Genomic DNA, 22,533 nt, shown 5'->3' on the forward strand with positions numbered 1-22,533 from the left:
CAGAAACCTGAACTGGTCTTCACCGGACGGTCCGACCTACCGTCGACCACATGCTCCCCGCGGTCCTCACCGGCTTCCTCAGCGCGCTCTCGCTCATCGTCGCCATCGGTGCGCAGAACGCGTTCGTGCTGCGCCAGGGGCTGCGTCGGGAGCACGTCCTGCCCGTCGTGGCCGTGTGCGCGGGCGCGGACGCGCTGCTCGTCGCCGCGGGCATCGCGGGGCTCGGCGCGCTCGTCGGGGACCACCCCGTCGTGCTGCGCGTGATCCGGTACGCCGGAGCCGCGTTCCTCGTGGTCCTCGCGGTCGGGGCGGCCCGACGGGTCGCGCGGCCGCAGCACCTCGACCCCGCCGACGACGGACCGGCCCGCCGCTCGGCCGTGCTGCTCACGTGCCTCGCGCTGACGTTCCTCAACCCGCACGTCTACCTCGACACCGTGGTGCTGCTCGGCGGGCTCGCGCAGCAGCACCCCGCGGCGGGCGGCTGGGCGTTCGGCGCGGGCGCCGTCGCCGCGAGCTTCGTGTGGTTCACCGCGCTCGGCTTCGGCGCCGGGCGGCTGCAGCCGCTGTTCGCGCGGCCGCGGGCGTGGCAGGTGCTCGACGGCGTCGTCGCCGCGGTCATGGCGACGCTGGCGGTGCTGCTGGTCGCGGGCGGCTGACGCGGCGTCGCGGGCGCCGTCCGGGCCCGGTGCCCGCCGCCGACGAGGGCTACGCGCCGGCGCGCGGTGCCTGGCGGTGGCTCGGCAGCAGCGCCTGCAGGTCGGCGACGGGCACGACGCCCGCGTGCCGGCCGCGACGTGCACGCGCCCGGTCGACGAGCGTCCCGAGCGCCTCCTGCAGCGCGGCACGCTGCGCCTCGGCGACGCGGTGCCGCTCGTCGGCCAGCAGGTGGTCGCTGAAGTCGCACCGGTCGAGCGACAGGTCGCCGAGCTGACGCATGAGGACGCCCGACGCGAGCGCGATGCGCTGCAGCGCCTCCGCGCAGCGCTCGAGCTCCTCCTGGTCGTCGGTGTCGGTCAGCTGGACGTGCGACAGCCACTCGGCGAGGGTGCCGAGCGCCGCCGCGTCGTCGACCCGCGCAGGGCGGTGGACCCACGGCACGCTCGTGTTCGACATGGCGTCATTGTGCGCCGCGCGCGACCGGCCGCGCGGGTGAGAAACGTCGACATGCAGGACGGGAGTCCCAGGTCGTACGGCAACCGGGTGACGGCCGCTGGGCCGTCCGGTGGACACTCGCGCGGCGACGCCTCGCTCATGCCGCGCGGCCCCCCCGCCGAGCCGGCGGCCGGCGCCCCTCGGGGTCGGTGCGCCGCCCGCCCGTGCTCAGCGCGCCCGCTCGACCCGCGCCGTGTCCCAGACCGGCTCCGGCGTCTCGACGACCGACCCGTCGGCCGCTAACACGAGGAACCGGTCGAAGGTCCGCGTGAACCAGCGGTCGTGCGTGACGGCGAGCACCGTGCCCTCGAACGCCGCGAGCCCCGCCTCGAGCGCCTCCGCCGAGTGCAGGTCGAGGTTGTCCGTCGGCTCGTCGAGGAGCAGCAGCGTCGCCCCGCCGAGCTCGAGCAGGAGGATCTGCAGCCGGGCCTGCTGCCCGCCCGAGAGCGTCTCGTACACCTGCTCGGCCTGGTCGACCAGCTCGTACCGGTCGAGCGCGCGGCTCGCCTGCTCGCGCCCGAGGCCGGACCGGTGCGCGTCACCCCGGTGCAGGATCTCGAGGAGCGTCCGCCCGACGAGCTCGGGGTGAGCGTGGTTCTGCGCGAACCACCCCGGCCGCACGCGCGAGCCGAGGACGACGGAACCCGTGTGCCGCACGGGCGCGACCGCCGTCTCCCCCGCGGGCTCGTGCTCCGGGCCGGGGTCCGAGCCGCCGGCCGCGAGCAGCCGCAGGAAGTGCGACTTCCCCGACCCGTTCGACCCGAGCACCGCGACGCGCTCGCCGAACCACACCTCGAGGTCGAACGGCTTCATCAGCCCCGTGAGCTCGAGGCCCGTCGCGACCACCGCGCGCTTGGCGGTCCGCCCGCCGCGCAGGCGCACGCGCACCGACTGCTCGCGCACCTTCACCATCGGCGGACCGGCCTCCTCGAACTTGCGCAGCCGCGTCTGCGCCGCCTGGTACCGCGACGCGAGCCCGTCGTTGAACGCCGCCTTCGTCTTGAGCGTGAGCACGAGCTCGCGGAGCTTCGCGTGCTCCTCCTCCCAGCGGCGCATGAGCTCCTCGAGCCGCGAGCGCCGGTCCTCGCGCGCCTGGTGGTAGGTCGCGAAGCTCCCGCCGTGCACCCACACCGACGCCCCGACCGCGGTCGGCTCGAGCGTCGCGACGTGCGTCGCCACGCGCGACAGGAGCTCGCGGTCGTGGCTCACGAGGAGCACCGACTTCGCCGACGCGACCAGCCGTTCCTCGAGCCACCTCTTGGTCGGGACGTCGAGCGCGTTGTCCGGCTCGTCGAGCAGCAGCACCTCGTCCGGTCCGCGCAGCAGCGCCTCCAGGACCAGGCGCTTCTGCTCACCGCCCGACAGCGTCCGCACCTCACGGTGCTGCGCACGCTCGAACGGGACCGACAGGACCGCGTCCGTCACGCGGTCCCAGCCCGCCTCGGCCTCGTAGCCGCCGACGTCCGCCCAGTCGACGAGCGCCTGCGCGTACCGCATCTGCGCGGGCTCGTCGTCGACCTCCATGATCCCGAGCTCTGCGGCGGCGAGCTCGACGGCCGCGTCCCGCACCGCGGCGGGAGCGAGCGACGCGAGCAGGTCCCGCACCGACCGGTCGTCGTCGATCCGCCCGACGTCCTGACGCATGACGCCCAGGCCGCCACTGCGTTGCACCGACCCCGCGTGCGGCTGCTCGTCGCCCGCGACGATCCGCAGCAGCGTCGACTTGCCCACCCCGTTCGGTCCGACGAGCGCGACGCGCGCGCCCTCCCCGACGCGGAACGTCACGTCGTCGAGCAGCGGGCGGCCGTCGGGCAGCACGTAGCCGATGCCGCCGATGTCGAGATGACCCATGCCGCACAGTGTGACCGGCGCGCGCGACACGGCCGAACCTCATTGCCCGGCCGTCCCCTGGCGGAGCGTCGCCGCCGGTGCGAGGGTCGGTGCATGAGCGACGAGACACCTGCCACCCGGACCGATGCCGCGCTCGGCAGCGAGGGCGACTCCGACCAGCTCCCCGGCGAGGACACCCTCGTCGAGCGGGGCGTCGACGACCACCTCGACGAGGGCTACACCCCGCCCGAGCGCGACCGCCCCCGCTCCACCCACTACGGGGAGACGCACTGGGAGGAGGAGCACCGGGAGACGATCGACCAGCGCATCGAGCAGGAGGAGCCCGAGGTCTGGGAGGCGCGCCCGCGCGTCACCGGGGACCGCGAGGAGTTCCGCGCGGGGCGCCTGGTCGCCGACGACGACGCCGTCGAGTCCGGCGTGAACGACACCTTCGCCGTCGACGCAGGGGTCTCCGGCGGCGCCGCGACCGCCGAGGAGGCGGCCGTGCACGTCATCGAGGAGGAGTACGTCGACGAGCGGTTCTACCAGGACGAGGACGACGACCGTCTCTGACGCCGTCGGGCGCGGCGGCGTGGCGGTGCCTCAGCAGCACCCCGGTGTCGCGTCGACGTCGTGCGCCTCGCGGCGCGCGCGGGTCTGCACCGCGCGCGCCGCGAGCGCGTCGTCGGCCGGGTAGCCGACCTCCTCGAGCGTGAGCCCGTGCGCCGCGACCACGTGCGCACCCGCGTCCCGACGCCGGCCCGCGAGCAGCTCCGCCGTCCACGCCACCGGGCGCCGCCCCTCCCCCACGGCGACGCACGCACCGACCAGCGCGCGCACCATCGAGTGGCAGAACGCGTCCGCCTGCACCGTCGCGACGACGAGACCCGCGTCGGCCCCCTCGGTCGGCCGCGACCACGAGAACCGCTCGAGCGTGCGGATCGTCGTCGCGCCCTCGCGTGGCTTGCAGTACGCCGCGAAGTCGTGCCGCCCGACCAGGGCCCCCGCCGCCGCGTCCATCGCCGCCACGTCGAGCGAGCGCCGGCGCCACAGCACGTGCGCGCGGCTGAGCGGGTCGCGCGCCGCGCTGTCGTCGCAGATCCGGTAGGCGTAGCGGCGCCGCAGCGCCGAGAAGCGCGCGTCGAACCCCGGCGCGGCCGCCGTCACGCGGTGCACGACGAGGTCCGCGGGCAGCACCCCCGCGAGCCTCGACACCAGGGCCGCCTCCGCCGTGGGGGCCGAGCGGCCGCGCGCCGCCTCGAGCACCGCGGGCGCGACATCGACGTGCGCGACCTGCCCACGGGCGTGCACGCCCGCGTCGGTCCGCCCCGCGACCGTCACGTGCGGCGCCGGCACTCCGTGGGCCGCCGTCCGGAGCACCACCGCGAGCGCGTCCTCGAGCACTCCCTGGACCGTCCGCAGCGTCGGCTGACGTGCCCACCCGCTGAACGCCGTCCCGTCGTAGGCGAGGTCGAGTCGCAGGCGCGTCACGCGCGCATCACCGTCTGCCGCGTCGGCGAGCAGGTCGACGGACGGCTCGGTGGTCGGCTCGGTCGTCGACTCCGTCGCCGCCTCGGTCGTCGGATCGGTCGACGGCCCGGTCCTCGGGCGGGTGGGCGGCTCGGTCACGGGGCACCACGGTAGTCGGCGGCTCGAGACCCGCTCGCACGCGGTTCGCCGCGTGGCGCAGCGTCGCGGCAGCGCGCGTGTCGCGACAGCCGTCGCCGCCTGTCGAGGCAGCACGGCGGTGCGTCTCCTGCGCGGGTCCGTCCGCCACCAGCCCGATGCCCGCCTCCGTCCCGCTCCGAGCGCGGCGTCCGGCGGAGCACGCCGCCCGCCCGGCAGCGGGCTAGCGTGGCAGCGTGCCGACGCCGCCCGCCCACCCGTTCACGCTCGCCGTCGACTGCGGCGGCGGGGGCATCAAGGCGTCCGTGCTCGACGCCGCCGGCACGCTCCACGCGCCCGCGGTCCGCGTGCCCACGCCGTACCCGCTGCCGCCGGCACGCCTCGTCGACACGATCGCCGCGATCGGCGCCGACCTCCCCGCCGCGGACCGGGCGACCGTCGGGATGCCCGGCATGATCCGCCACGGCGTCGTCGTCGCGACCCCGCACTACGTGACGCGCTCCGGCCCGCGCACCGCCGTCGACCCCGCGCTCGTCGAGGCCTGGGCGGGCTGCGACATCCGTGCCGCCCTCCAGGAGCGCCTGGGCGTCCCGACGCTCGTGCTCAACGACGCCGAGGTCCACGGCGCCGGCGTGGTGTCCGGGACGGGCGTCGAGCTCGTCCTCACGCTCGGCACCGGCCTCGGCTCCGCGCTGTTCGACGGCGGGGTCCTCGCACCGCACCTCGAGCTGTCGCACGCGCCGGTCCGCTGGGGGACGACGTACGACGCGTACGTCGGGCAGGTCGAGCGTGCGCGGCTCGGCGACGGACTCTGGTCACGGCGCGTGCGCCGCGTCGTCGAGGGCCTGCGCCCCGTGTTCCTGTGGGACCGCCTCTACCTCGGCGGCGGCAACGCGCGGCAGGTCACCCCGCAGGTGCTCGAACGCCTCGGCGACGACGTCGTCGTCGTGCCCAACCAGGCCGGCATCGTCGGCGGCGTCCGCGCCTGGACGCTGCACGCCTGACCCCGCGCAGTCACGGACGCCAGGCCCAGCCGCTCGCGTCACCGCGCCGACGCCGCGCACCGACCGCTCGCGTCACCGAGCCGACGCCGCGCACCGACCGCTCGCGTCACCGCGCGGACGTCGCGCGGTCGGTGCCGCCACCAGGAGTCGCGCCCCGGCCGCCCTGGAGCAGCGTCGCGGTCGCGGGATCGTCCGCGCCGGCTTCCACCCGGTCGACCTCGTCGAGCGCCTCGAGCACCACCCGGGTGAACCGCTCGGGCGCGACGAGGCTCACCAGGTGCGTCGCCCCCGGCACGACGACGAGCCTGCCCCGCCGGCACGCCCGCAGGAACGCGCGCTCGTCACCACGGAAGTGGTCGAACCGGCCGTTGACCAGCCACACCGGAGCGTCGATGCGCGCGAGGTCGTCGAGCGGCGTCGCCGTCGCCACCTCGTGCAGCACGTCCTCGGTGACGAGCAGCGCGAACCCGCCCGCGCCCACGTCGAGGGCGCCCTGCGCGGGCAGGAACCGGCGCACCATGAACGCGTTGAGCCGCTCGCCGTGGTCCGGGAGCCGCACGATGCCGCGCGCCGCGAGCGACCACCCCTCGACGAGCAGCCGCAGCGGACGCGTCGAGCAGGACGCCGCGACGAGCCCCGCCACCTGCTCGGGATGGCGGGCGGCGTGCGCGATGCCGACGTAGCCGCCGAGCGAGAGGCCGACGACGAGCGCCCGCCCGCCGACGTCGTCGACCGCACGGCGCACCGTCGCGACCGCGCCGTCGAAGGTGAACGGCTCGTCGACCCGCTCGCCGTGCCCGGGCAGGTCGACGGCCAGCGCCGTGCGGCCGGCGCGCTCGAGCGCCTCGACCTGGGCGCGCCACATCGTGCGCGACGTCCGCAACCCGTGCACCAGGACGACCGGCAGCCCCATGCCTCGACCCTACGACCGACGTCGGGCGCTCGGGACGCACGAAGGGCCCGGAACCTGCGCGGTTCCGGGCCCGTCGTGATGCTGCGGGAGGGTCAGGCCTTGTCGGCGTCGCCCTCGGTCGCGGCGGCGTCCTCGGCCGGAGCCTCGGTCGCCTCGGCGTCGGTGGTCTCCTCGACCTCGGCGGCGGGAGCCTCCTCGGCCTTCGTCTCCGTCTTCGGCGCGGCCTTCGCGGTGGCCTTGGTGGCCTCCTTGACGACGGCCTGCTTCGGCGACAGCGGCTCGAGCACGAGCTCGATCACGGCCATGGGCGCGTTGTCGCCCTTGCGCGGACCGATCTTCGTGATGCGCGTGTAGCCACCCTGACGCTCGGCGACGGCCGGCGCGATCTCGGTGAACAGGCTGTGCACGACACCCTTGTCCTTGACGACCGTCAGGACACGGCGGCGGGCGTGCAGGTCGCCGCGCTTCGCGAACGTGATGAGGCGCTCGGCGAGCGGGCGCAGGCGCTTGGCCTTGGCCTCGGTCGTCGTGATCCGCTTGTGCTCGAACAGCTGCGTCGCGAGGTTCGCGAGGATCAGACGCTCGTGCGCCGGTCCGCCACCGAGCCGGGGACCCTTGGTGGGCGTGGGCATGGTCTCTACTCCTTGAGTTCCAGTGATCGGCGACGCGCACCGGACCGTTCAGGCCCGGCGCGCGTCCCCCGGCGTCAGTACTGCTCGTCCTCGACGAAGTCGCCCTCGTCGTCGCCGTAGAAGGCGGACGCGGACGGGTCGAAGTCGAGCGGGCTGTCCTTGAGCGTCAGGCCGAGCTCGGCCAGCTTCTCCTTGACCTCGGTGATGGACTTCGCGCCGAAGTTGCGGATGTCCAGGAGGTCGGCCTCGCTGCGCGCCACGAGCTCACCCACGGTGTGGATGCCCTCACGCTTGAGGCAGTTGTACGAGCGGATCGTCAGCTGCAGGTCCTCGATCGGCAGCGCGAGGTCCGCGGCGAGCGCGGCGTCGGTCGGCGACGGGCCGATCTCGATGCCCTCCGCCTCGACGTTGAGCTCACGCGCGAGGCCGAACAGCTCGACGAGCGTCTTGCCGGCGGACGCGAGCGCGTCGCGCGGGCTGATCGCGGCCTTGGTCTCGACGTCGACGACGAGCTTGTCGAAGTCGGTCCGCTGCTCGACACGCGTCGCCTCGACCTTGTAGGTCACCTTGAGGACCGGCGAGTAGATCGAGTCGACCGGGATGCGGCCGATCTCGGCGTCGAACGACTTGTTCTGGGCGGCGGAGACGTAGCCGCGGCCGCGCTCGACCGTGAGCTCGATCTCCAGCTTGCCCTTGTCGTTCAGCGTCGCCAGGTGCAGGTCGGGGTTGTGCACCTCGACCCCGGCCGGCGGCACGATGTCCGCGGCGGTGACGACACCCGACCCCTGCTTGCGCAGGTACATCACGACCGGCTCGTCGTTCTCCGAGGAGACGACGAGGTTCTTGATGTTGAGGATGATCTCGGTGACGTCCTCCTTGACACCCGGCACGGTGGAGAACTCGTGCAGCACGCCGTCGATCCGGATGGAGGTGACGGCGGCACCGGGGATGGAGGACAGCAGCGTCCGGCGCAGCGAGTTGCCGAGCGTGTAGCCGAAGCCCGGCTCGAGCGGCTCGATGGAGAACCGCGAGCGGTTCTCCGAGATGACCTCTTCGGTCAGGGTGGGGCGCTGTGCGATGAGCACGGTGGGTTTCCTCTCAGCGGGCGTCCGCCATATGACGCTCCGCAGTACTGCGTGACGGCCATGCCTCGGTCCGCATGACCGGGTTGACGAGCGGAGCCGTGGCCGGTGCGTCGACGACGCGAGCACCGGCCACGGCCGAGCCGAGGGTCAGACGCGGCGGCGCTTGGGCGGACGGCAGCCGTTGTGCGCCTGGGGCGTCACGTCCTGGATCGAGCCGACCTCGAGGCCGGTCGCCTGCAGCGAGCGGATCGCGGTCTCACGGCCCGAGCCCGGGCCCTTGACGAAGACGTCGACCTTGCGCATGCCGTGCTCCTGGGCACGACGGGCGGCGGCCTCGGCGGCGAGCTGCGCGGCGAACGGCGTCGACTTGCGCGAGCCCTTGAAGCCGACCTGGCCGGAGGACGCCCACGCGATCACGGCGCCGGACGGGTCCGTGATGGAGACGATCGTGTTGTTGAACGTGCTCTTGATGTGCGCCTGGCCGTGGGAGACGTTCTTCTTCTCCTTGCGGCGCGGCTTGCGCACGGAACTGCGGGTCTTGGGAGGCATCTGCTTCTTCTCTCGTGGTCGTCAGGCTGCGTGTGCCGACGTCCCGGGACCTCGCGCCGTGGGCGCGGTCCTCGCGGGACGTGCGGGTTACTTGCGCCCGGCCTTCTTCTTGCCGGCGACGGTGCGCTTCGGGCCCTTGCGGGTGCGCGCGTTGGTCTTCGTGCGCTGACCGCGCACGGGAAGGCCACGGCGGTGGCGGAGGCCCTCGTAGCAGCCGATCTCGACCTTGCGGCGGATGTCCGCGGCGACCTCACGGCGGAGGTCACCCTCGAGCTTGAAGTTGCCCTCGAGGTAGTCACGCAGCGCGACGAGCTCGGTGTCCCCGAGGTCCTTGACGCGGACGTCGGGGCTGATGCCCGTGGCGGCGAGGGTCTGCTGGGCGCGCGTGCGGCCGACCCCGTAGATGTAGGTGAGCGCGATCTCCAGCCGCTTCTCGCGGGGGAGGTCGACGCCGATGAGACGTGCCATGTGCCTGGTGGCTCCTGAACTGCGTCGGAGGTCTTCCGCGCCACCTTCCCGCGTGCTGCGGGCCCCGGCCTCCGACCGAGGGTTCGCCGGTCCGGACCGGGCTGCTGCCCGGCACCGACCGGAGTGGTGGTGCGCTTGCCGGCCCCGAGCCCGGGGCCGATGGCCCCGTACGGGACCGGTGGTGCTGCTCGACGTGCGCCCGGGCGGACCCGTGACGCACCGTCAGGGCGTCAGCCCTGGCGCTGCTTGTGGCGCAGGTTCTCGCAGATCACCTGGACGCGACCGTGCCGGCGGATCACCTTGCACTTGTCGCAGATCTTCTTGACGCTGGGCTTGACCTTCATCGCGTTGATTCCTCCGCCGCCGCTGACCCGCGGGCTCCCCCGGGGCGTGACGGCGTGTTCGAGTGGTGGTTACTTGTAGCGGTAGACGATCCGACCGCGGGACAGGTCGTACGGGCTCAGCTCGACGACCACCCGGTCCTCGGGGAGGATCCGGATGTAGTGCTGACGCATCTTGCCCGAGATGTGGGCGAGCACCTTGTGGCCGTTCGTGAGCTCCACGCGGAACATCGCGTTCGGCAGAGCCTCCACGACGCTGCCCTCGATCTCGATGACACCGTCCTTCTTCGCCATGTCCTCCGCTAACTGTCGGTCCTGGTCCTGTCAGCCCACGTCAGCCGTGCCCCCGCGCGTGCGGGAACGGGACCGGCGTTCGTGGAGAGTGCGAGGGCCCGGACCGCACCGAGGCCCTCCCGCGTCGAGGACGACGGGACGGCCGTGGCGCGACGGCCGGCAGGGAGACCCGCGATCTCGAGACATCCGATCGCGCGACGACTGTCAGCCAACTGGGCGCACACACCCAACGGACTATGTTACGGCATCCGCCGCACAGGACGAAACCGCCGGACCTGCGCCCACGTGCTGCCACGGGGACGGTCGCCAGGTCCGGCGGTCGCGTCACGGGCCGTCAGCGGCCCGGGTCATGCAGGGTCAGGCGTCGGAGCCGGCGCTCGGACGGCGGCGGTTGCGCAGCGCCAGCAGGACACCGCCGGCCGCGACCAGCACGCCCGCGCCGATCGCGAGCGGCAGCGCCGTGGAGCCGGTCGTCGCGAGCGCCCCGGCCGCGAGCACCTCGGAGCGGACCGTCGGCGTCGGCGTCGACGCGGGGCCGGCCGCCAGCACCTCGGACGTCGCGCTGGGCGTCGGTGCCGGCGTCGCGACCGGGGTGGAGGTCGCGGTCGGCGTCGGCGTCGCGTCGTCGTCCACGACGTCGGTCGGCGCGGGCGCCGGCGACGGGGCCTCGGGCGTCACGGTCGGCACGGGCGTCACCGAGGGCGTCGGGGTCGCGCTCGGCGTGGGCGTCGCGGACTGCGTCGGCGTCGGGTAGGTGGGGGCGCACGCGGGGACGGCGCCGACCTGCTCCTCGAGGTCCCAGTGGTCCGCGGCGAACAGCGGCCCGCCCTGGTTGACCCACTTCAGCACGCCGTCGGGGTAGTGCGGCGCGTCGGAGTCGGTGAAGACCTGCGACCCGCCGTACGCGGCGTCCTGCTGCACGCCCCAGCCCGGGCCGCAGACCTCGAACGGCACGGCGTCGCGGATCTGGTCCCAGGTGATGTTGCGCCACTGCGCGCCGTCCCACGTGGCGACGAGGTACTGCTGCGTCGAGTTCTCCCACGACGCGGGGGCCTTGGCGTCCTTCTTGAGGTACACGTACGCGGCCGTGGTCGTCTGCCCGCCGCGCGTGGGCTTCGGCTGCGCCGACTGCATCGGCGTCGGCGTCACGGCCCCCGTCGAGCTGGGGGGCTTCGGCTTGCTCCACGACCCTCCACCGTGCGAGCCGCCGCCCTGCGAGCCGCCGTGCGGTCCCCCGTGGCCGGAGCCGCCGTGCGCCGCGGCAGGTGAGGCCGCGAGCAGGCCGGCCGCGAGGACGGACGTCCCGACGACGGCAGCCCGTCGCGCGTGGGACCGGAGGGACGGACGACTGCTGCGCTGCATAGGGACCAACCCATCGTGTGCGGCAGGCATGACGAGGGGGCACACGCCTGCGTGTCCGACGGACCGCACGCGAGCACCTCGCCGCAGGCGTGCGACGAGGTGCGGTGGCGGTCCTGGCGGGAGGACGATCCCGCCGCGCGGCACACTATCCGACAAACCGGACGTCGTGGGGCCGTTTGCCCAGGTCGGGCGCATTCGGGCGCGAATCTGGACGCGTGTTCACCCGATCGTGTGGTAGCGCTTCCCGCGCGGAGGCCGCCTCGATCCGCCGGACGCCCCCGCGGGCGTCGACGCCCGGGCGCGCCGCGCGTGCGCAGCACAGCCTGGCCGAGCGCGGCGCAGCACCGCACGGGCTCGGCACGGCATCGCCGTGAGAAGCGCGCTCCGCCGAGCGGTCAGGCGAGCGCGGCCACCTCGACGCCGAGCGCGGCGAGCTCGGCCGCTCCCCCGTCGTGCGCCGTCAGCACCCAGATGCCGCCCTCCAGCACGGCGACGGTGTGCTCCCAGTGCGCCGCGCGCGAGCCGTCGACCGTCACCACGGTCCAGTCGTCGTCGAGCACCTGCGTGAACCGCTGGCCGCGCACGACCATCGGCTCGATCGCGACGCACATGCCGGCCTTCACGCGGGGACCGCGGTCGCGCGCGCGGTAGTTCAGGACGTCCGGCGGCTGGTGCATGGCCGTGCCGATGCCGTGGCCCACGTACTCCTCGACCACGCCGTAGCGCCGGCCGTCGTTCAGGCCGGACTCGAGCGCCGCGTCCACGACGTCCTCGACGGCCTCGCCGACGGCACCCAGCCGTTCGGCCGACGCCAGCGCGGCGATGCCCGCCCACATGGCCTTCCGGGTCGTCTCCGCGAGGTCCGCGTCGGCCTGCTCCCCGCCGTCGAGCACGACCGTGATCGCGGAGTCACCGTGCCACCCGTCGACGACCGCGCCGCAGTCGACGGACACGACGTCACCGGGCTCGAGGACACGCGCCCCGGGGATGCCGTGCACGACCTCGTCGTTCACGGACACGCACAGCGTCGCGGGGTACCCGTGGTAGCCCAGGAACGACGGCGTCGCCCCGGCGTCCGAGATGACCGCGGCGGCGACCTCGTCGAGGTCGGCCGTCGTCACACCGGGGGCGACGCGCTGCCGGACCGCCGCGAGGGCGTCCGCGACGACGAGGCCGGCGCGACGCATGACGCGGACCTGGTCGGGGGTCTTGTACTCGATGCGCTCACGGCCGAACACGGGCACCACCTGCCAGGACCCGCGTCAGCGGGCGAGCTGACCGATCGCGGCGAGCAGCCGCTCGGTGACCTCGTCGACCTCGCCGATGCCGTCGACCTGGACCAGCAGACCCCGCTCGGCGTAGACGGCCGAGATGGGTGCGGTCTGCTGGGCGTACACGTCGAGACGGTGGCGGATGACGTCCTCGGTGTCGTCCGCGCGGCCCTCGATCTCGGCGCGCTTGAGCAGACGGCCCACGACGACGTCGGGGTCCGCGGTGATCTCGACCGCGAGGTCGACGGCGCGGTCGCCGAGGATCTCGTCGAGCGCCGCGACCTGGGCGACGTTGCGCGGGTAGCCGTCGAGCAGGAAGCCCTCGGCGACGTCGTCCTGCGCGAGCCGGTCGCGCACGAGGTCGTTCGTCAGCTCGTCCGGCACGAGGGCGCCGGACGCGGTGATCGCCTGGACCTTCTGGCCGAGCTCGGTGCCGTTCTTGATGTTGGCGCGGAAGATGTCGCCGGTCGAGATCGCGGGGACCCCGAGGCGCTCCGCGAGCCGGGCCGCCTGGGTGCCCTTGCCCGCTCCGGGCGGGCCGAGGAGGACGAGACGTGCGCTCACCGCAGGAACCCTTCGTAGTGCCGCTGCTGGAGCTGCGACTCGATCTGCTTGACGGTCTCCAGGCCGACACCGACGACGATGAGGATCGACGAGCCGCCGAACGGGATGTTCGTGCTCACGTCGAGGGCGATGAAGACGATGGTCGGGATCAGCGCGACGAGGGCCAGGTAGATCGAGCCCGGCGCCGTGATCCGCGTGATGACGTAGTCGAGGTACTCGGCCGTCGGACGACCCGCCCGGATGCCGGGGATGAAGCCGCCGTACTTCTTCATGTTGTCCGCGACCTCGTCCGGGTTGAACGTGATCGCCGTGTAGAAGTAGCAGAAGAAGATGATGAGGAGGACGTAGATCGCGATGTGCCACGGCGACGCCGGGTCCGCGATGTAGCGCGACACCCACTGGACCCACCCGGCGGTCGGGTCGCCGAACTGGGCGATGAGGCCCGGGACCGCGAGCAGGGACGACGCGAAGATCACCGGGATGACACCGGCCATGTTGATCTTGATCGGGATGTAGGTGCTCGACCCGCCATACATGCGGCGGCCGACCATGCGCTTGGCGTACTGGACCGGGATGCGGCGCTGCGACTGCTCGACGAAGACGACGAGCGCGATGACGAGGACGACCACGGCGAGGACCGCGACGAACTTCGCGCCACCGCCGGCGCCACCGGCGATCGACCACATCGCACCGGGGAAGCTCGCGGCGATCGACGTGAAGATGAGGAGCGACATGCCGTTGCCGACGCCGCGCTCGGTGATGAGCTCGCCGAGCCACATGATGAGGCCGGTGCCCGCGGTCATCGTGATGACCATGATGAGCAGCGTGATCCAGCTGTCGTCGGGGATGACGTCGACGGTGCAGCCCTGGAACAGCTGGCCGCTGCGCGCGATCGTGATGATCGTCGTCGACTGGAGGACCGCCAGCGCGATCGTGAGGTACCGGGTGTACTGCGTGAGCTTCGCCGTGCCGGACTGGCCCTCGCGGTGCAGCTCCTCGAACTTGGGGATCACCACGCGCAGCAGCTGGATGATGATGCTCGCCGTGATGTACGGCATGATCCCCAGCGCGAAGACGGAGAGCTGCAGGAGCGCTCCCCCGCTGAACAGGTTCACGATCCCGATCAGGTCGTTCGCGCCCTGCGTCTGGTCGATGCAGACCTGCACGTTGGGATAGCTCACGCCCGGGGTCGGCAGGAACGAGCCGATCCGGAAGACGACCATGATCCCGATCGTGAAGAGCAGCTTGCGCCGCAGGTCGGGCGTCCTGAACGCCCGGACGAATGCGCTGAGCACCTGGTCCTCCTGGGCCGCCTAGCGGCGGCGTCTCGTGCGACCGGACTGTCCCGGGCCGCGAACCCCGCCACGACGCGGGGCAACGAGGCACCCTAACGGATGCCCGACGACAAACGGAACGAGGCCGGTGGGAAGTGAGATCCCACCGGCCTCGTCCGGCGTTCAGTCCTGCGCGACGGAGCCGCCGGCAGCCACGATCTTCTCCTTCGCGGACGCCGAGTAGGCGTCCACGGCCACGGAGACCTTGACCGTGAGCTCGCCGGTGCCGAGCACCTTGACGGGCTGGCCCTTGCGGACCGCGCCCTTCGCGACCAGGTCGGCGACCGTCACGTCGCCACCGTCCGGGTAGAGCGCCGAGAGCTTGTCCAGGTTGACGACCTGGTACTCGGTGCGGAACGGGTTCTTGAAGCCACGGAGCTTCGGCAGACGCATGTGCATCGGCATCTGCCCGCCCTCGAAGGCGGCCGGAACCTGGTAGCGGGCCTTGGTGCCCTTGGTACCACGACCGGCCGTCTTGCCCTTGGACGCCTCACCACGACCCACGCGGGTCTTGGCGGTCTTGGCGCCCGGGGCCGGACGCAGGTGGTGCACCTTGAGGGTGCCACCGGCGCCGGGCTGGGCGGCGGCCTCGGCCGCCTTGACGGCTGCCTCGGACTTCGCCGTGGTGGCCTTCGCCGGAGCGGCGGCCTTCTTCGCGGGCGCCTTCTTGTCGGCAGCCGGCTTCTCCGCGGCGGCGGAGGCGGTCTCGGCCTTGTCGGCCTTCGCCTTCGTCGTCTTCTTCGGAGCCTCGGCAGCCGCGTCGGCGGCCTTCTTGGCGGGAGCCTTCTTGGCGGCGGCCTTGGGGGCCGTCACCTCCTCGGTCTCCTTCTTCTCGTCAGCCATGCTCACTCCACCTCTTCGACCGCGACGAGGTGCCGCACGGTCTGGACCATGCCGCGGATCTCAGGGCGGTCCTCCTTGACGACGACGTCGCCGATCCGCTTGAGGCCCAGGGTGCGCAGCGTGTCGCGCTGGTTCTGCTTGCCACCGATGCCCGACTTCTTCTGGGTCACCTTGAGACGAGCCATCACGCACCCACCTTCTCCGCGGCGGCCGCACGGCCCTCGGCCTGGGCCCGCAGGAGGGCGGCCGGGACGACGTGCTCGACCGGCAGACCGCGGCGCGCGGCCACGGCCTCCGGCTGCTCGAGGCCACGGAGGGCCGCGACGGTCGCGTGGACGATGTTGATCGCGTTCGACGAGCCGAGCGACTTGCTCAGGACGTCGTGGATCCCGGCGCACTCCAGGACGGCGCGGACGGGACCACCGGCGATCACACCGGTACCCGGCGACGCCGGACGCAGGAACACGACACCGGCAGCGGCCTCACCCTGGATGGGGTGGGGGATGGTGCCCTGGATGCGGGGGACGCGGAAGAAGTTCTTCTTCGCCTCCTCGACACCCTTGGCGATCGCCGCGGGCACCTCCTTGGCCTTGCCGTAGCCGACGCCGACGGTGCCGTCACCGTCGCCCACCACGACGAGCGCGGTGAAGCTGAAGCGGCGACCACCCTTGACGACCTTGGCCACACGGTTGATCGTCACGACGCGCTCGACGAAAGCGCTCTTCTCGGCGGCGTCCTGACGACGCCCACCGTCACGACGGCCGCCGTCGCGGCGGTCGCCGCCGGTGCCGCCCTGGGCACCGGTGTTGCTGCGTGCAGGAGCAGCCATCAGTGAGTCCTCTTCTTCCCGGTGTACGTCGTCACAGCGCCAGACCACCCTCGCGGGCACCGTCGGCCACCGCGGCCACGCGGCCGTGGTACTTGTTGCCGCCGCGGTCGAAGACGACCGCGTCGATGCCCTTGGCCTTCGCGCGCTCGGCGACGAGCTCGCCGACCTTGCGGGCCTTGGCGGACTTGTCGCCCTCGGCACCGCGCAGGTCGACCTCGAGGGTCGACGCCGACGCGATGGTCTGGCCGATGCCGTCGTCCACGACCTGGGCCGTGATGTGACGCGCGGAGCGGGTGACGACGAGGCGCGGCCGAGCAGCCGTGCCCACGACCTTCTTGCGCAGGCGGAGGTGCCGGCGCTGGCGGGCGATCGACTTGCCCTTGCCCTTGATGCTGATCGCCATGGCTTACTTCCCAGCCTTTCCGACCTTGCGGCGCACGTTCTCGCCCGCGTACCGCACACCCTTGCCCTTGTACGGCTCGGGCTTGCGGATCTTGCGGATGTTCGCGGCGACCTCGCCGACCTGCTGCTTGTCGATGCCCTGCACCGAGAAGCGGGTCGGGGCCTCGACGACGAAGGTGATGCCCTCCGGCGGCGTGACGACGACCGGGTGGCTGAAGCCGAGCGCGAACTCGAGGTCCGAGCCCTTCGCGGTCACGCGGTAACCGGTGCCGACGATCTCGAGCTTCTTGACGTAGCCCTCGGTGACGCCCGTGACCAGGTTCGCGAGGAGCGTGCGGGTCAGGCCGTGCAGCGAGCGCGAGAGGCGCTCGTCGTTCGGGCGGGTGACCACCAGGGCACCGGCCTCGTCACGCGCGACCTCGATGGGGGCGGCGACCGTGTGCGTGAGGGTGCCCTTGGGGCCCTTCACCGTCACGAGGGCACCGTCGATGTTGACGTCCACGCCGGTCGGGACCGGGACGGGGATCCTGCCGATACGAGACATTGGCGTTCTCCTTCCGGGTCTCGATTACCAGACGTAGGCGAGGACTTCCCCACCCACGCCCTTCTTGGCGGCCTGCTTGTCGGTCAGGAGACCGGACGACGTGGACAGGATCGCCACGCCGAGGCCCCCGAGGACCTTGGGCAGGTTGGTCGACTTGGCGTACACGCGCAGGCCGGGCTTCGACACGCGCTTGAGGCCGGCGAGCGCACGCTCGCGGTTGGGGCCGTACTTCAGGGTGACGACGAGGTTCTTGCCCACGAGGGCGTCCTCGACGGTCCAGCCCTGGATGTAGCCCTCGGCCTGCAGGATCTCCGCGATGTGCGACTTGAGCTTCGAGAACGGGATCGTCACCGTGTCGTGGTGCGCCGAGTTCGCGTTGCGCAGACGCGTGAGGAAGTCTGCGATCGGGTCGGTCATGGTCATCGGGCTTCAGCCCTTTCTCGCCGGGGTATCCCGGACCCGCGCGAGCGGGCCCGGGACCTACCGACGATCGTTCCTACTGAGGGGGTCTTACCAGCTGCTCTTGGTGACGCCGGGGAGCTCGCCGCGGTGGGCCATCTCCCGCACGCAGATCCGGCAGAGGCCGAACTTGCGGTACACCGAGTGCGGACGGCCGCAGCGCTGGCAGCGCGTGTAGGCACGCACCGCGAACTTCGGCTTGGCGGCAGCCTTGTTGATCAGAGCGGTCTTCGCCATGGTCAGTTCTCCTTGAACGGGAAGCCGAGGAGCTTGAGGAAGGCTCGACCCTCGTCGTCGTTGTTCGCCGTCGTGACGATCGTGATGTCCATGCCGCGGACACGGTCGATCTTGTCCTGGTCGATCTCGTGGAACATCGACTGCTCCGTGAGGCCGAAGGTGTAGTTGCCGTTGCCGTCGAACTGGTTCGCCGACAGGCCGCGGAAGTCACGGATGCGCGGCAGCGCCGTCGAGAGCAGGCGGTCCAGGAACTCCCACGCGCGGTCGCCGCGCAGCGTGACGTGCGCGCCGATCGGCATGCCCTCGCGCAGCTTGAACTGCGCGATGGACTTGCGGGCCTTGGTGACCTGCGGCTTCTGACCCGTGATCTGGGTCAGGTCGCGGATCGCGCCCTCGATGAGCTTGGAGTCCTTGGCGGCCTCGCCGACACCCATGTTCACGACGACCTTCACCAGGCGCGGGACCTGGTTGATGTTCTCGTAGGCGAACTGCGTGTTGAGCGCCGGCTTGATCTCCTCGGCGTAGCGGGTCTTCAGACGCGGCTGGGCCGGAGCGGTGATCTCGGTCATCAGATGTCCTTACCGGAACGCTTGGCGACGCGGACACGGACGTTCCGCGTGCGGCCGTCACGCTCGACCTGCTCGGTGCGGTAGCCGACCCGGGTGCCCTTCTTGGTCTCCGGGTCGACGAGCATCACGTTGCTGATGTGGATGGGGGCCTCGACGGTCTCGATGCCACCCGTGCGGGTGCCGCGCTGCGTCTGGCCGGCCTTGATGTGCTTCTGCACGCGCTGGACGCCCTCGACGACGACACGCTGCGTCTCGGTGAGGACCTCGAGCACGCGGCCCTGCTTGCCCTTGTCGCGCCCCGAGATGACGAGGACGAGGTCGCCCTTCTTGATCTTCGCCATGGTCAGAGCACCTCCGGCGCCAGCGAGATGATCTTCATGAACTTCTTGTCGCGCAGCTCGCGGCCCACGGGGCCGAAGATGCGAGTCCCACGGGGCTCCCCGTCGTTCTTGAGGATCACGGCGGCGTTCTCGTCGAACTTGATGTACGAGCCGTCCGGACGGCGGCGCTCCTTGCGGGTGCGCACGACGACGGCCTTGACGACGTCGCCCTTCTTGACGTTGCCGCCGGGGATCGCGTCCTTGACGGTGGCGACGATGACGTCACCGATGCCTGCGTAGCGACGGCCGGAACCACCGAGAACGCGGATGCAGAGGATCTCCTTGGCACCCGTGTTGTCGGCGACACGCAGTCGCGACTCCTGCTGGATCATTGCCTACTCCTGTCGTCCGGCGGGTTCTCGGTCGAGCTGGTCGCCGAGCCTGGCCTGACGTAGTTGCCGTGATGCACACGTCGCGGCGGGGGTGCTCCCTCGCGGGGTCACCCCCGCCGCCCGTGGGCAACTTGGGGTGGTGCTGCTCGCCTTGCTGAAGGCTTACTTCGCCTTCTCGAGGATCTCCACCAGGCGCCACCGCTTGGTCGCGGACAGCGGGCGGGTCTCCATGATGAGGACGAGGTCGCCGATGCCCGCCGAGCCCTGCTCGTCGTGCGCCTTGACCTTGCTGGTCCGCCGGATGACCTTGCCGTAGAGCGGGTGCTTGACCCGGTCCTCGACCTCGACCACGACGGTCTTGTCCATCTTGTCGCTCACGACGTAGCCGCGGCGCGTCTTGCGGTACGCGCGGTGCTCCGCCGTGGCGGTGGTGCTCTTCTCGTTCATGCTGCCCTCACTCGCTCGCGGTCGGAGCGGTACGGATGCCGAGCTCGCGCTCGCGCAGGATCGTGTAGATCCGGGCGATGTCGCGACGGACGGCCTTCAGACGGCCGTGGCTCTCGAGCTGACCGGTCGCGGACTGGAAGCGGAGGTTGAAGAGCTCCTCCTTGGCCTTCTTCAGCTCGGCGACCAGCTTCTCGTCGTCGAAGGCGTCCAGCTCCGTGGGAGCCAGGTCCTTGGTTCCGATAGCCATCAGTTACCACCCTCGCGAACCACGAAACGGGTCTTCATCGGGAGCTTGTGCTGGGCGCGGCGCATGGCCTCGCGAGCCAGCGGCTCCGGGACGCCGGCGAGCTCGAACATCACTCGGCCGGGCTTGACGTTGGCGATCCACCACTCGGGCGAGCCCTTGCCGGAACCCATGCGGGTCTCGGCGGGCTTCTTCGTGAGGGGACGGTCCGGGTAGATGTTGATCCAGACCTTCCCACCACGCTTGATGTGGCGGGTCATGGCGATACGCGCAGCCTCGATCTGCCGGTTCGTGACGTAGGCGGGCTCGAGAGCCTGGATGCCGTACTCGCCGAACGAGATCTTGGTGCCACCGGTCGACGCGCCGGAGCGGCCGGGGTGGTGCTGCTTGCGGTGCTTGAGTCGGCGCGGGATGAGCACGGCTCAGGCCTCCGTTCCGGTCTCAGCCGAGGTGTCCGCCGCGGGAGCGGCCTCGGTCGCGGGGGCCTCGACAGGGGCGTCCGAGGTGCGCTCGCGACGGCCGCCGCCACGGGGGCCACGGTCGCCGCGGTCGCCACGGTCACCGCGCGGGCCACGGGCCGGGCGCGGGGCCTGGGTCGCCTGCTCGCGGGCGAACTCCTTCTCGGTGACGTCGCCCTTGTAGACCCAGACCTTCACGCCGATGCGGCCGAAGGTCGTGCGGGCCTCGAAGAAGCCGAAGTCGATGTTCGCGCGGAGCGTGTGCAGCGGCACACGACCCTCGCGGTAGAACTCCGTGCGGCTCATCTCCGCGCCACCGAGGCGGCCGGAGACCTGCACGCGGATGCCCTTGGCACCGGCGCGCTGCGCCGACTGGATGCCCTTGCGCATCGCGCGGCGGAACGAGACACGGCTCGCGAGCTGCTCGGCGATGCCCTGGGCGACCAGCTGGGCCTCGATCTCGGCGTTCTTGACCTCGAGGATGTTGAGCTGGACCTGCTTGCCCGTGAGCTTCTCGAGCTCGCCGCGGATGCGGTCGGCCTCCGCGCCACGACGCCCGATGACGATGCCCGGGCGGGCGGTGTGGATGTCGACGCGGACGCGGTCACGCGTGCGCTCGATCTCGACCTTCGCGATGCCGGCGCGCTCGAGACCCGTGCTCATGAGCTTGCGGATCTGCACGTCCTCGCGGACGTAGTCGCGGTAGCGCTGACCCGGCTTCGTCGAGTCGGCGAACCAGCGCGACCGGTGGTCCGTGGTGATGCCCAGGCGGTACCCGAGCGGGTTGACCTTCTGTCCCACTATCGGGTCCGTCCCTTCGTCTCACGCTCCGCGACGACCACGGTGATGTGGCTCGTGCGCTTGTTGATGCGGGCCGCGCGACCCTGCGCCCGCGGACGGAACCGCTTGAGCGTCGGGCCCTCGTCGACGAACACCTCGGTGATGTAGAGGTTCTGCTCGTCGAGGCGCTCGCTGTTGCGCTTCGCCCCCTCGACCGCGTTCGCGATCGCGGACTGCACCGTCTTGAGGACGGGCTCGGCGGCGGCCTGCGGCGCGAACTTCAGCACCGCCACGGCCTCGCCGGCCTGCTTGCCACGGATGAGGTCCACGACGCGCCGGGCCTTCTGGGGCGTGACGCGGACGAACCGCGCCTTCGCCTTGGCTTCCATTGCTGTCCTGCCTTCTTGTCTCTGCCGTCAGGGCGTCACCGGCTGACCGAGGTCAGCGGCGACGGCCCTTCCGGTCGTCCTTCTCGTGGCCGCGGAACGTCCGCGTCGGAGCAAACTCGCCGAGCTTGTGCCCGACCATCGACTCCGTGACGAACACCGGCGCGTGCTTGCGCCCGTCGTGCACCGCGAACGTGTGGCCCAGGAAGTCCGGGGTGATGACCGAACGGCGGGACCACGTCTTGATGACGTTCTTCGTACCGGCCTCGTTCTGAGCGTCGACCTTCTTCTGGAGGTGGCCGTCGACGAACGGGCCCTTCTTGAGGCTGCGAGGCATCTCGGGCTCCTATCAGCGCTTCTTGCCGGTGCGCCGACGGCGCACGATGAGCTTGTCGCTCGGCTTGTTCGGACGACGGGTACGGCCCTCGGGCTGACCCCACGGGCTGACCGGGTGGCGACCACCGGAGGTCTTGCCCTCACCACCACCGTGCGGGTGGTCGATCGGGTTCATCGCGACACCGCGGACGGTGGGGCGCTTGCCCTTCCACCGCATGCGGCCGGCCTTGCCCCAGTTGATGTTCGACTGCTCGGCGTTGCCGACCTCGCCGACCGTGGCGCGGCAGCGCAGGTCGACGTTGCGGATCTCGCCGGACGGCATGCGCAGCTGCGCGTACGGGCCGTCCTTCGCGACGAGCTGCACGGACGCACCGGCCGAGCGCGCGATCTTCGCACCGCCGCCGGGCCGCAGCTCGATGGCGTGGATGACCGTACCGGTCGGGATGTTGCGCAGCGGCAGGTTGTTGCCGGGCTTGATGTCGGCGCCGGGGCCGTTCTCGATGACGTCGCCCTGCGACAGCTTGTTCGGCGCGATGATGTAGCGCTTCTCGCCGTCCGCGTAGTGCAGGAGCGCGATGCGGGCGGTGCGGTTGGGGTCGTACTCGATGTGAGCGACCTTGGCCGGCACGCCGTCCTTGTCGTGGCGACGGAAGTCGATGACGCGGTACGCACGCTTGTGACCGCCGCCCTGGTGGCGCGTGGTCACACGACCGGTCGAGTTGCGGCCACCCGTCTTGTGCAGCGGGCGGACCAGCGACTTCTCCGGCGTGGAGCGCGTGATCTCGACGAAGTCGGCGACCGACGAGCCACGGCGGCCCGGCGTCGTCGGCTTGTACTTACGGATTCCCATGAGTCCTCAGAT

At 71.9% G+C, this 22,533-nt stretch carries 34 protein-coding genes; 3 read left to right on the plus strand and 31 right to left on the minus strand.

From position 1 onward, the window contains the following. Nucleotides 1-50: 50 nt before the first annotated feature. On the plus strand, nucleotides 51-656 hold the full coding sequence (locus OMK64_RS03990) for a LysE/ArgO family amino acid transporter (protein WP_272726681.1): 606 nt from the start codon (nucleotides 51-53) through the stop codon (nucleotides 654-656). A 49-nt stretch (nucleotides 657-705) separates the two neighbouring features. Here the strand turns inward: OMK64_RS03990 and OMK64_RS03995 are convergent, their stop codons facing one another. After that, the gene (locus tag OMK64_RS03995; protein WP_272726682.1) at nucleotides 706-1,113 is read right to left on the minus strand and encodes a hypothetical protein; all 408 of its coding nucleotides are present in this window, start codon (nucleotides 1,111-1,113) and stop codon (nucleotides 706-708) included. 207 nt (nucleotides 1,114-1,320) lie between these two features. After that, entirely contained in the window at nucleotides 1,321-3,003 is a 1,683-nt protein-coding gene (locus OMK64_RS04000) for an ABC-F family ATP-binding cassette domain-containing protein (RefSeq protein WP_272726683.1), read from the minus strand. Between the two features lie 93 nt (nucleotides 3,004-3,096). Here OMK64_RS04000 and OMK64_RS04005 point away from each other — a divergent pair, with 93 nt between their 5' ends. Then, a complete protein-coding gene (locus OMK64_RS04005; protein WP_272726684.1) occupies nucleotides 3,097-3,555 on the plus strand; it encodes a DUF5709 domain-containing protein in 459 nt (152 codons plus the stop codon). A 30-nt stretch (nucleotides 3,556-3,585) separates the two neighbouring features. Here OMK64_RS04005 and truA read toward each other — a convergent pair whose 3' ends face one another. Further along, the gene (truA, locus tag OMK64_RS04010) at nucleotides 3,586-4,506 is read right to left on the minus strand and encodes a tRNA pseudouridine(38-40) synthase TruA (protein ID WP_276595551.1); all 921 of its coding nucleotides are present in this window, start codon (nucleotides 4,504-4,506) and stop codon (nucleotides 3,586-3,588) included. A 338-nt stretch (nucleotides 4,507-4,844) separates the two neighbouring features. Here truA and OMK64_RS04015 point away from each other — a divergent pair, with 338 nt between their 5' ends. Further along, nucleotides 4,845-5,612, plus strand: coding sequence for an ROK family protein (locus OMK64_RS04015; protein WP_272726685.1), 768 nt, complete (start codon nucleotides 4,845-4,847; stop codon nucleotides 5,610-5,612). A 106-nt stretch (nucleotides 5,613-5,718) separates the two neighbouring features. On the opposite strand, the gene OMK64_RS04020 is transcribed toward OMK64_RS04015, so the two are convergent. The 28 genes from OMK64_RS04020 to rplB all read right to left on the minus strand — a co-directional run bounded on the left by OMK64_RS04020 (nucleotide 5,719) and on the right by rplB (nucleotide 22,521). After that, nucleotides 5,719-6,525 (minus strand): alpha/beta fold hydrolase, encoded by an 807-nt coding sequence (locus OMK64_RS04020; RefSeq protein ID WP_272726687.1) that lies wholly within the window; start codon nucleotides 6,523-6,525, stop codon nucleotides 5,719-5,721. Nucleotides 6,526-6,617: 92 nt separating this feature from the next. Next, entirely contained in the window at nucleotides 6,618-7,157 is a 540-nt protein-coding gene (gene rplQ / locus OMK64_RS04025; protein WP_272726688.1) for a 50S ribosomal protein L17, read from the minus strand. Nucleotides 7,158-7,231: 74 nt separating this feature from the next. Then, on the minus strand, nucleotides 7,232-8,242 hold the full coding sequence (locus OMK64_RS04030) for a DNA-directed RNA polymerase subunit alpha (RefSeq protein WP_272726690.1): 1,011 nt from the start codon (nucleotides 8,240-8,242) through the stop codon (nucleotides 7,232-7,234). A gap of 147 nt (nucleotides 8,243-8,389) precedes the next feature. Further along, entirely contained in the window at nucleotides 8,390-8,791 is a 402-nt protein-coding gene (rpsK, locus tag OMK64_RS04035; RefSeq protein ID WP_013770191.1) for a 30S ribosomal protein S11, read from the minus strand. A gap of 87 nt (nucleotides 8,792-8,878) precedes the next feature. Next, nucleotides 8,879-9,259: a 30S ribosomal protein S13 gene (gene rpsM / locus OMK64_RS04040; RefSeq protein WP_013770190.1), complete on the minus strand. Its 381-nt coding sequence runs from the start codon at nucleotides 9,257-9,259 to the stop codon at nucleotides 8,879-8,881. A 230-nt stretch (nucleotides 9,260-9,489) separates the two neighbouring features. After that, nucleotides 9,490-9,603 (minus strand): 50S ribosomal protein L36, encoded by a 114-nt coding sequence (gene rpmJ, locus OMK64_RS04045; RefSeq protein WP_013117849.1) that lies wholly within the window; start codon nucleotides 9,601-9,603, stop codon nucleotides 9,490-9,492. Nucleotides 9,604-9,672: 69 nt separating this feature from the next. Next, the gene (gene infA, locus OMK64_RS04050; protein ID WP_013770189.1) at nucleotides 9,673-9,894 is read right to left on the minus strand and encodes a translation initiation factor IF-1; all 222 of its coding nucleotides are present in this window, start codon (nucleotides 9,892-9,894) and stop codon (nucleotides 9,673-9,675) included. A gap of 357 nt (nucleotides 9,895-10,251) precedes the next feature. Then, nucleotides 10,252-11,028: an LPXTG cell wall anchor domain-containing protein gene (locus OMK64_RS04055; RefSeq protein ID WP_272726696.1), complete on the minus strand. Its 777-nt coding sequence runs from the start codon at nucleotides 11,026-11,028 to the stop codon at nucleotides 10,252-10,254. Between the two features lie 623 nt (nucleotides 11,029-11,651). Further along, on the minus strand, nucleotides 11,652-12,494 hold the full coding sequence (gene map / locus OMK64_RS04060) for a type I methionyl aminopeptidase (protein ID WP_272726697.1): 843 nt from the start codon (nucleotides 12,492-12,494) through the stop codon (nucleotides 11,652-11,654). A 24-nt stretch (nucleotides 12,495-12,518) separates the two neighbouring features. After that, nucleotides 12,519-13,091 (minus strand): adenylate kinase, encoded by a 573-nt coding sequence (locus OMK64_RS04065; protein WP_272726698.1) that lies wholly within the window; start codon nucleotides 13,089-13,091, stop codon nucleotides 12,519-12,521. Then, nucleotides 13,088-14,386: a preprotein translocase subunit SecY gene (gene secY, locus OMK64_RS04070; RefSeq protein ID WP_272726699.1), complete on the minus strand. Its 1,299-nt coding sequence runs from the start codon at nucleotides 14,384-14,386 to the stop codon at nucleotides 13,088-13,090. The genes OMK64_RS04065 and secY overlap by 4 nt, the downstream gene beginning before the upstream one ends. A gap of 162 nt (nucleotides 14,387-14,548) precedes the next feature. Next, on the minus strand, nucleotides 14,549-15,268 hold the full coding sequence (gene rplO, locus OMK64_RS04075; protein ID WP_272726700.1) for a 50S ribosomal protein L15: 720 nt from the start codon (nucleotides 15,266-15,268) through the stop codon (nucleotides 14,549-14,551). 2 nt (nucleotides 15,269-15,270) lie between these two features. Continuing rightward, on the minus strand, nucleotides 15,271-15,453 hold the full coding sequence (gene rpmD / locus OMK64_RS04080) for a 50S ribosomal protein L30 (RefSeq protein WP_124342380.1): 183 nt from the start codon (nucleotides 15,451-15,453) through the stop codon (nucleotides 15,271-15,273). Continuing rightward, on the minus strand, nucleotides 15,453-16,097 hold the full coding sequence (gene rpsE / locus OMK64_RS04085; protein ID WP_272726701.1) for a 30S ribosomal protein S5: 645 nt from the start codon (nucleotides 16,095-16,097) through the stop codon (nucleotides 15,453-15,455). The genes rpmD and rpsE overlap by 1 nt, the downstream gene beginning before the upstream one ends. A gap of 31 nt (nucleotides 16,098-16,128) precedes the next feature. Continuing rightward, nucleotides 16,129-16,500, minus strand: coding sequence for a 50S ribosomal protein L18 (rplR, locus tag OMK64_RS04090; protein ID WP_272726702.1), 372 nt, complete (start codon nucleotides 16,498-16,500; stop codon nucleotides 16,129-16,131). A 3-nt stretch (nucleotides 16,501-16,503) separates the two neighbouring features. Beyond that, nucleotides 16,504-17,043, minus strand: a complete 540-nt coding sequence (gene rplF, locus OMK64_RS04095) for a 50S ribosomal protein L6 (protein WP_272726703.1) — start codon at nucleotides 17,041-17,043, stop codon at nucleotides 16,504-16,506. A 24-nt stretch (nucleotides 17,044-17,067) separates the two neighbouring features. Next, nucleotides 17,068-17,466 carry a 30S ribosomal protein S8 gene (gene rpsH, locus OMK64_RS04100; RefSeq protein WP_272726704.1) on the minus strand — a complete coding sequence of 133 codons (399 nt, stop codon included), beginning with the start codon at nucleotides 17,464-17,466 and terminating at the stop codon, nucleotides 17,068-17,070. Between the two features lie 87 nt (nucleotides 17,467-17,553). Further along, nucleotides 17,554-17,739, minus strand: a complete 186-nt coding sequence (locus OMK64_RS04105) for a type Z 30S ribosomal protein S14 (protein WP_013770178.1) — start codon at nucleotides 17,737-17,739, stop codon at nucleotides 17,554-17,556. A gap of 2 nt (nucleotides 17,740-17,741) precedes the next feature. Then, nucleotides 17,742-18,308: a 50S ribosomal protein L5 gene (rplE, locus tag OMK64_RS04110; RefSeq protein WP_272726705.1), complete on the minus strand. Its 567-nt coding sequence runs from the start codon at nucleotides 18,306-18,308 to the stop codon at nucleotides 17,742-17,744. Beyond that, nucleotides 18,308-18,649 carry a 50S ribosomal protein L24 gene (rplX, locus tag OMK64_RS04115; protein ID WP_272726706.1) on the minus strand — a complete coding sequence of 114 codons (342 nt, stop codon included), beginning with the start codon at nucleotides 18,647-18,649 and terminating at the stop codon, nucleotides 18,308-18,310. The genes rplE and rplX overlap by 1 nt, the downstream gene beginning before the upstream one ends. Nucleotides 18,650-18,651: 2 nt before the next feature. Continuing rightward, a complete protein-coding gene (gene rplN / locus OMK64_RS04120) occupies nucleotides 18,652-19,020 on the minus strand; it encodes a 50S ribosomal protein L14 (RefSeq protein ID WP_013770175.1) in 369 nt (122 codons plus the stop codon). A gap of 162 nt (nucleotides 19,021-19,182) precedes the next feature. After that, the gene (gene rpsQ, locus OMK64_RS04125) at nucleotides 19,183-19,467 is read right to left on the minus strand and encodes a 30S ribosomal protein S17 (RefSeq protein ID WP_013770174.1); all 285 of its coding nucleotides are present in this window, start codon (nucleotides 19,465-19,467) and stop codon (nucleotides 19,183-19,185) included. Between the two features lie 7 nt (nucleotides 19,468-19,474). Next, nucleotides 19,475-19,714 carry a 50S ribosomal protein L29 gene (gene rpmC / locus OMK64_RS04130; RefSeq protein ID WP_013882864.1) on the minus strand — a complete coding sequence of 80 codons (240 nt, stop codon included), beginning with the start codon at nucleotides 19,712-19,714 and terminating at the stop codon, nucleotides 19,475-19,477. Further along, the gene (gene rplP / locus OMK64_RS04135; protein WP_124342374.1) at nucleotides 19,714-20,130 is read right to left on the minus strand and encodes a 50S ribosomal protein L16; all 417 of its coding nucleotides are present in this window, start codon (nucleotides 20,128-20,130) and stop codon (nucleotides 19,714-19,716) included. Before rplP ends, rpmC begins: the two co-directional genes overlap by 1 nt. A 3-nt stretch (nucleotides 20,131-20,133) precedes the next feature. Beyond that, nucleotides 20,134-20,970 (minus strand): 30S ribosomal protein S3, encoded by an 837-nt coding sequence (gene rpsC, locus OMK64_RS04140; protein ID WP_272726709.1) that lies wholly within the window; start codon nucleotides 20,968-20,970, stop codon nucleotides 20,134-20,136. Beyond that, nucleotides 20,970-21,338: a 50S ribosomal protein L22 gene (gene rplV / locus OMK64_RS04145; RefSeq protein ID WP_272726710.1), complete on the minus strand. Its 369-nt coding sequence runs from the start codon at nucleotides 21,336-21,338 to the stop codon at nucleotides 20,970-20,972. The genes rpsC and rplV overlap by 1 nt, the downstream gene beginning before the upstream one ends. A gap of 52 nt (nucleotides 21,339-21,390) precedes the next feature. Next, nucleotides 21,391-21,672 carry a 30S ribosomal protein S19 gene (gene rpsS / locus OMK64_RS04150; RefSeq protein WP_013770169.1) on the minus strand — a complete coding sequence of 94 codons (282 nt, stop codon included), beginning with the start codon at nucleotides 21,670-21,672 and terminating at the stop codon, nucleotides 21,391-21,393. A gap of 12 nt (nucleotides 21,673-21,684) precedes the next feature. Next, nucleotides 21,685-22,521, minus strand: a complete 837-nt coding sequence (gene rplB, locus OMK64_RS04155; protein WP_013770168.1) for a 50S ribosomal protein L2 — start codon at nucleotides 22,519-22,521, stop codon at nucleotides 21,685-21,687. Nucleotides 22,522-22,533 lie beyond the last annotated feature (12 nt).

It is taken from the genome of Cellulomonas fimi, assembly GCF_028527925.1.
In the GTDB taxonomy this organism is placed as follows: Bacteria; Actinomycetota; Actinomycetes; order Actinomycetales; family Cellulomonadaceae; genus Cellulomonas; species Cellulomonas fimi_C.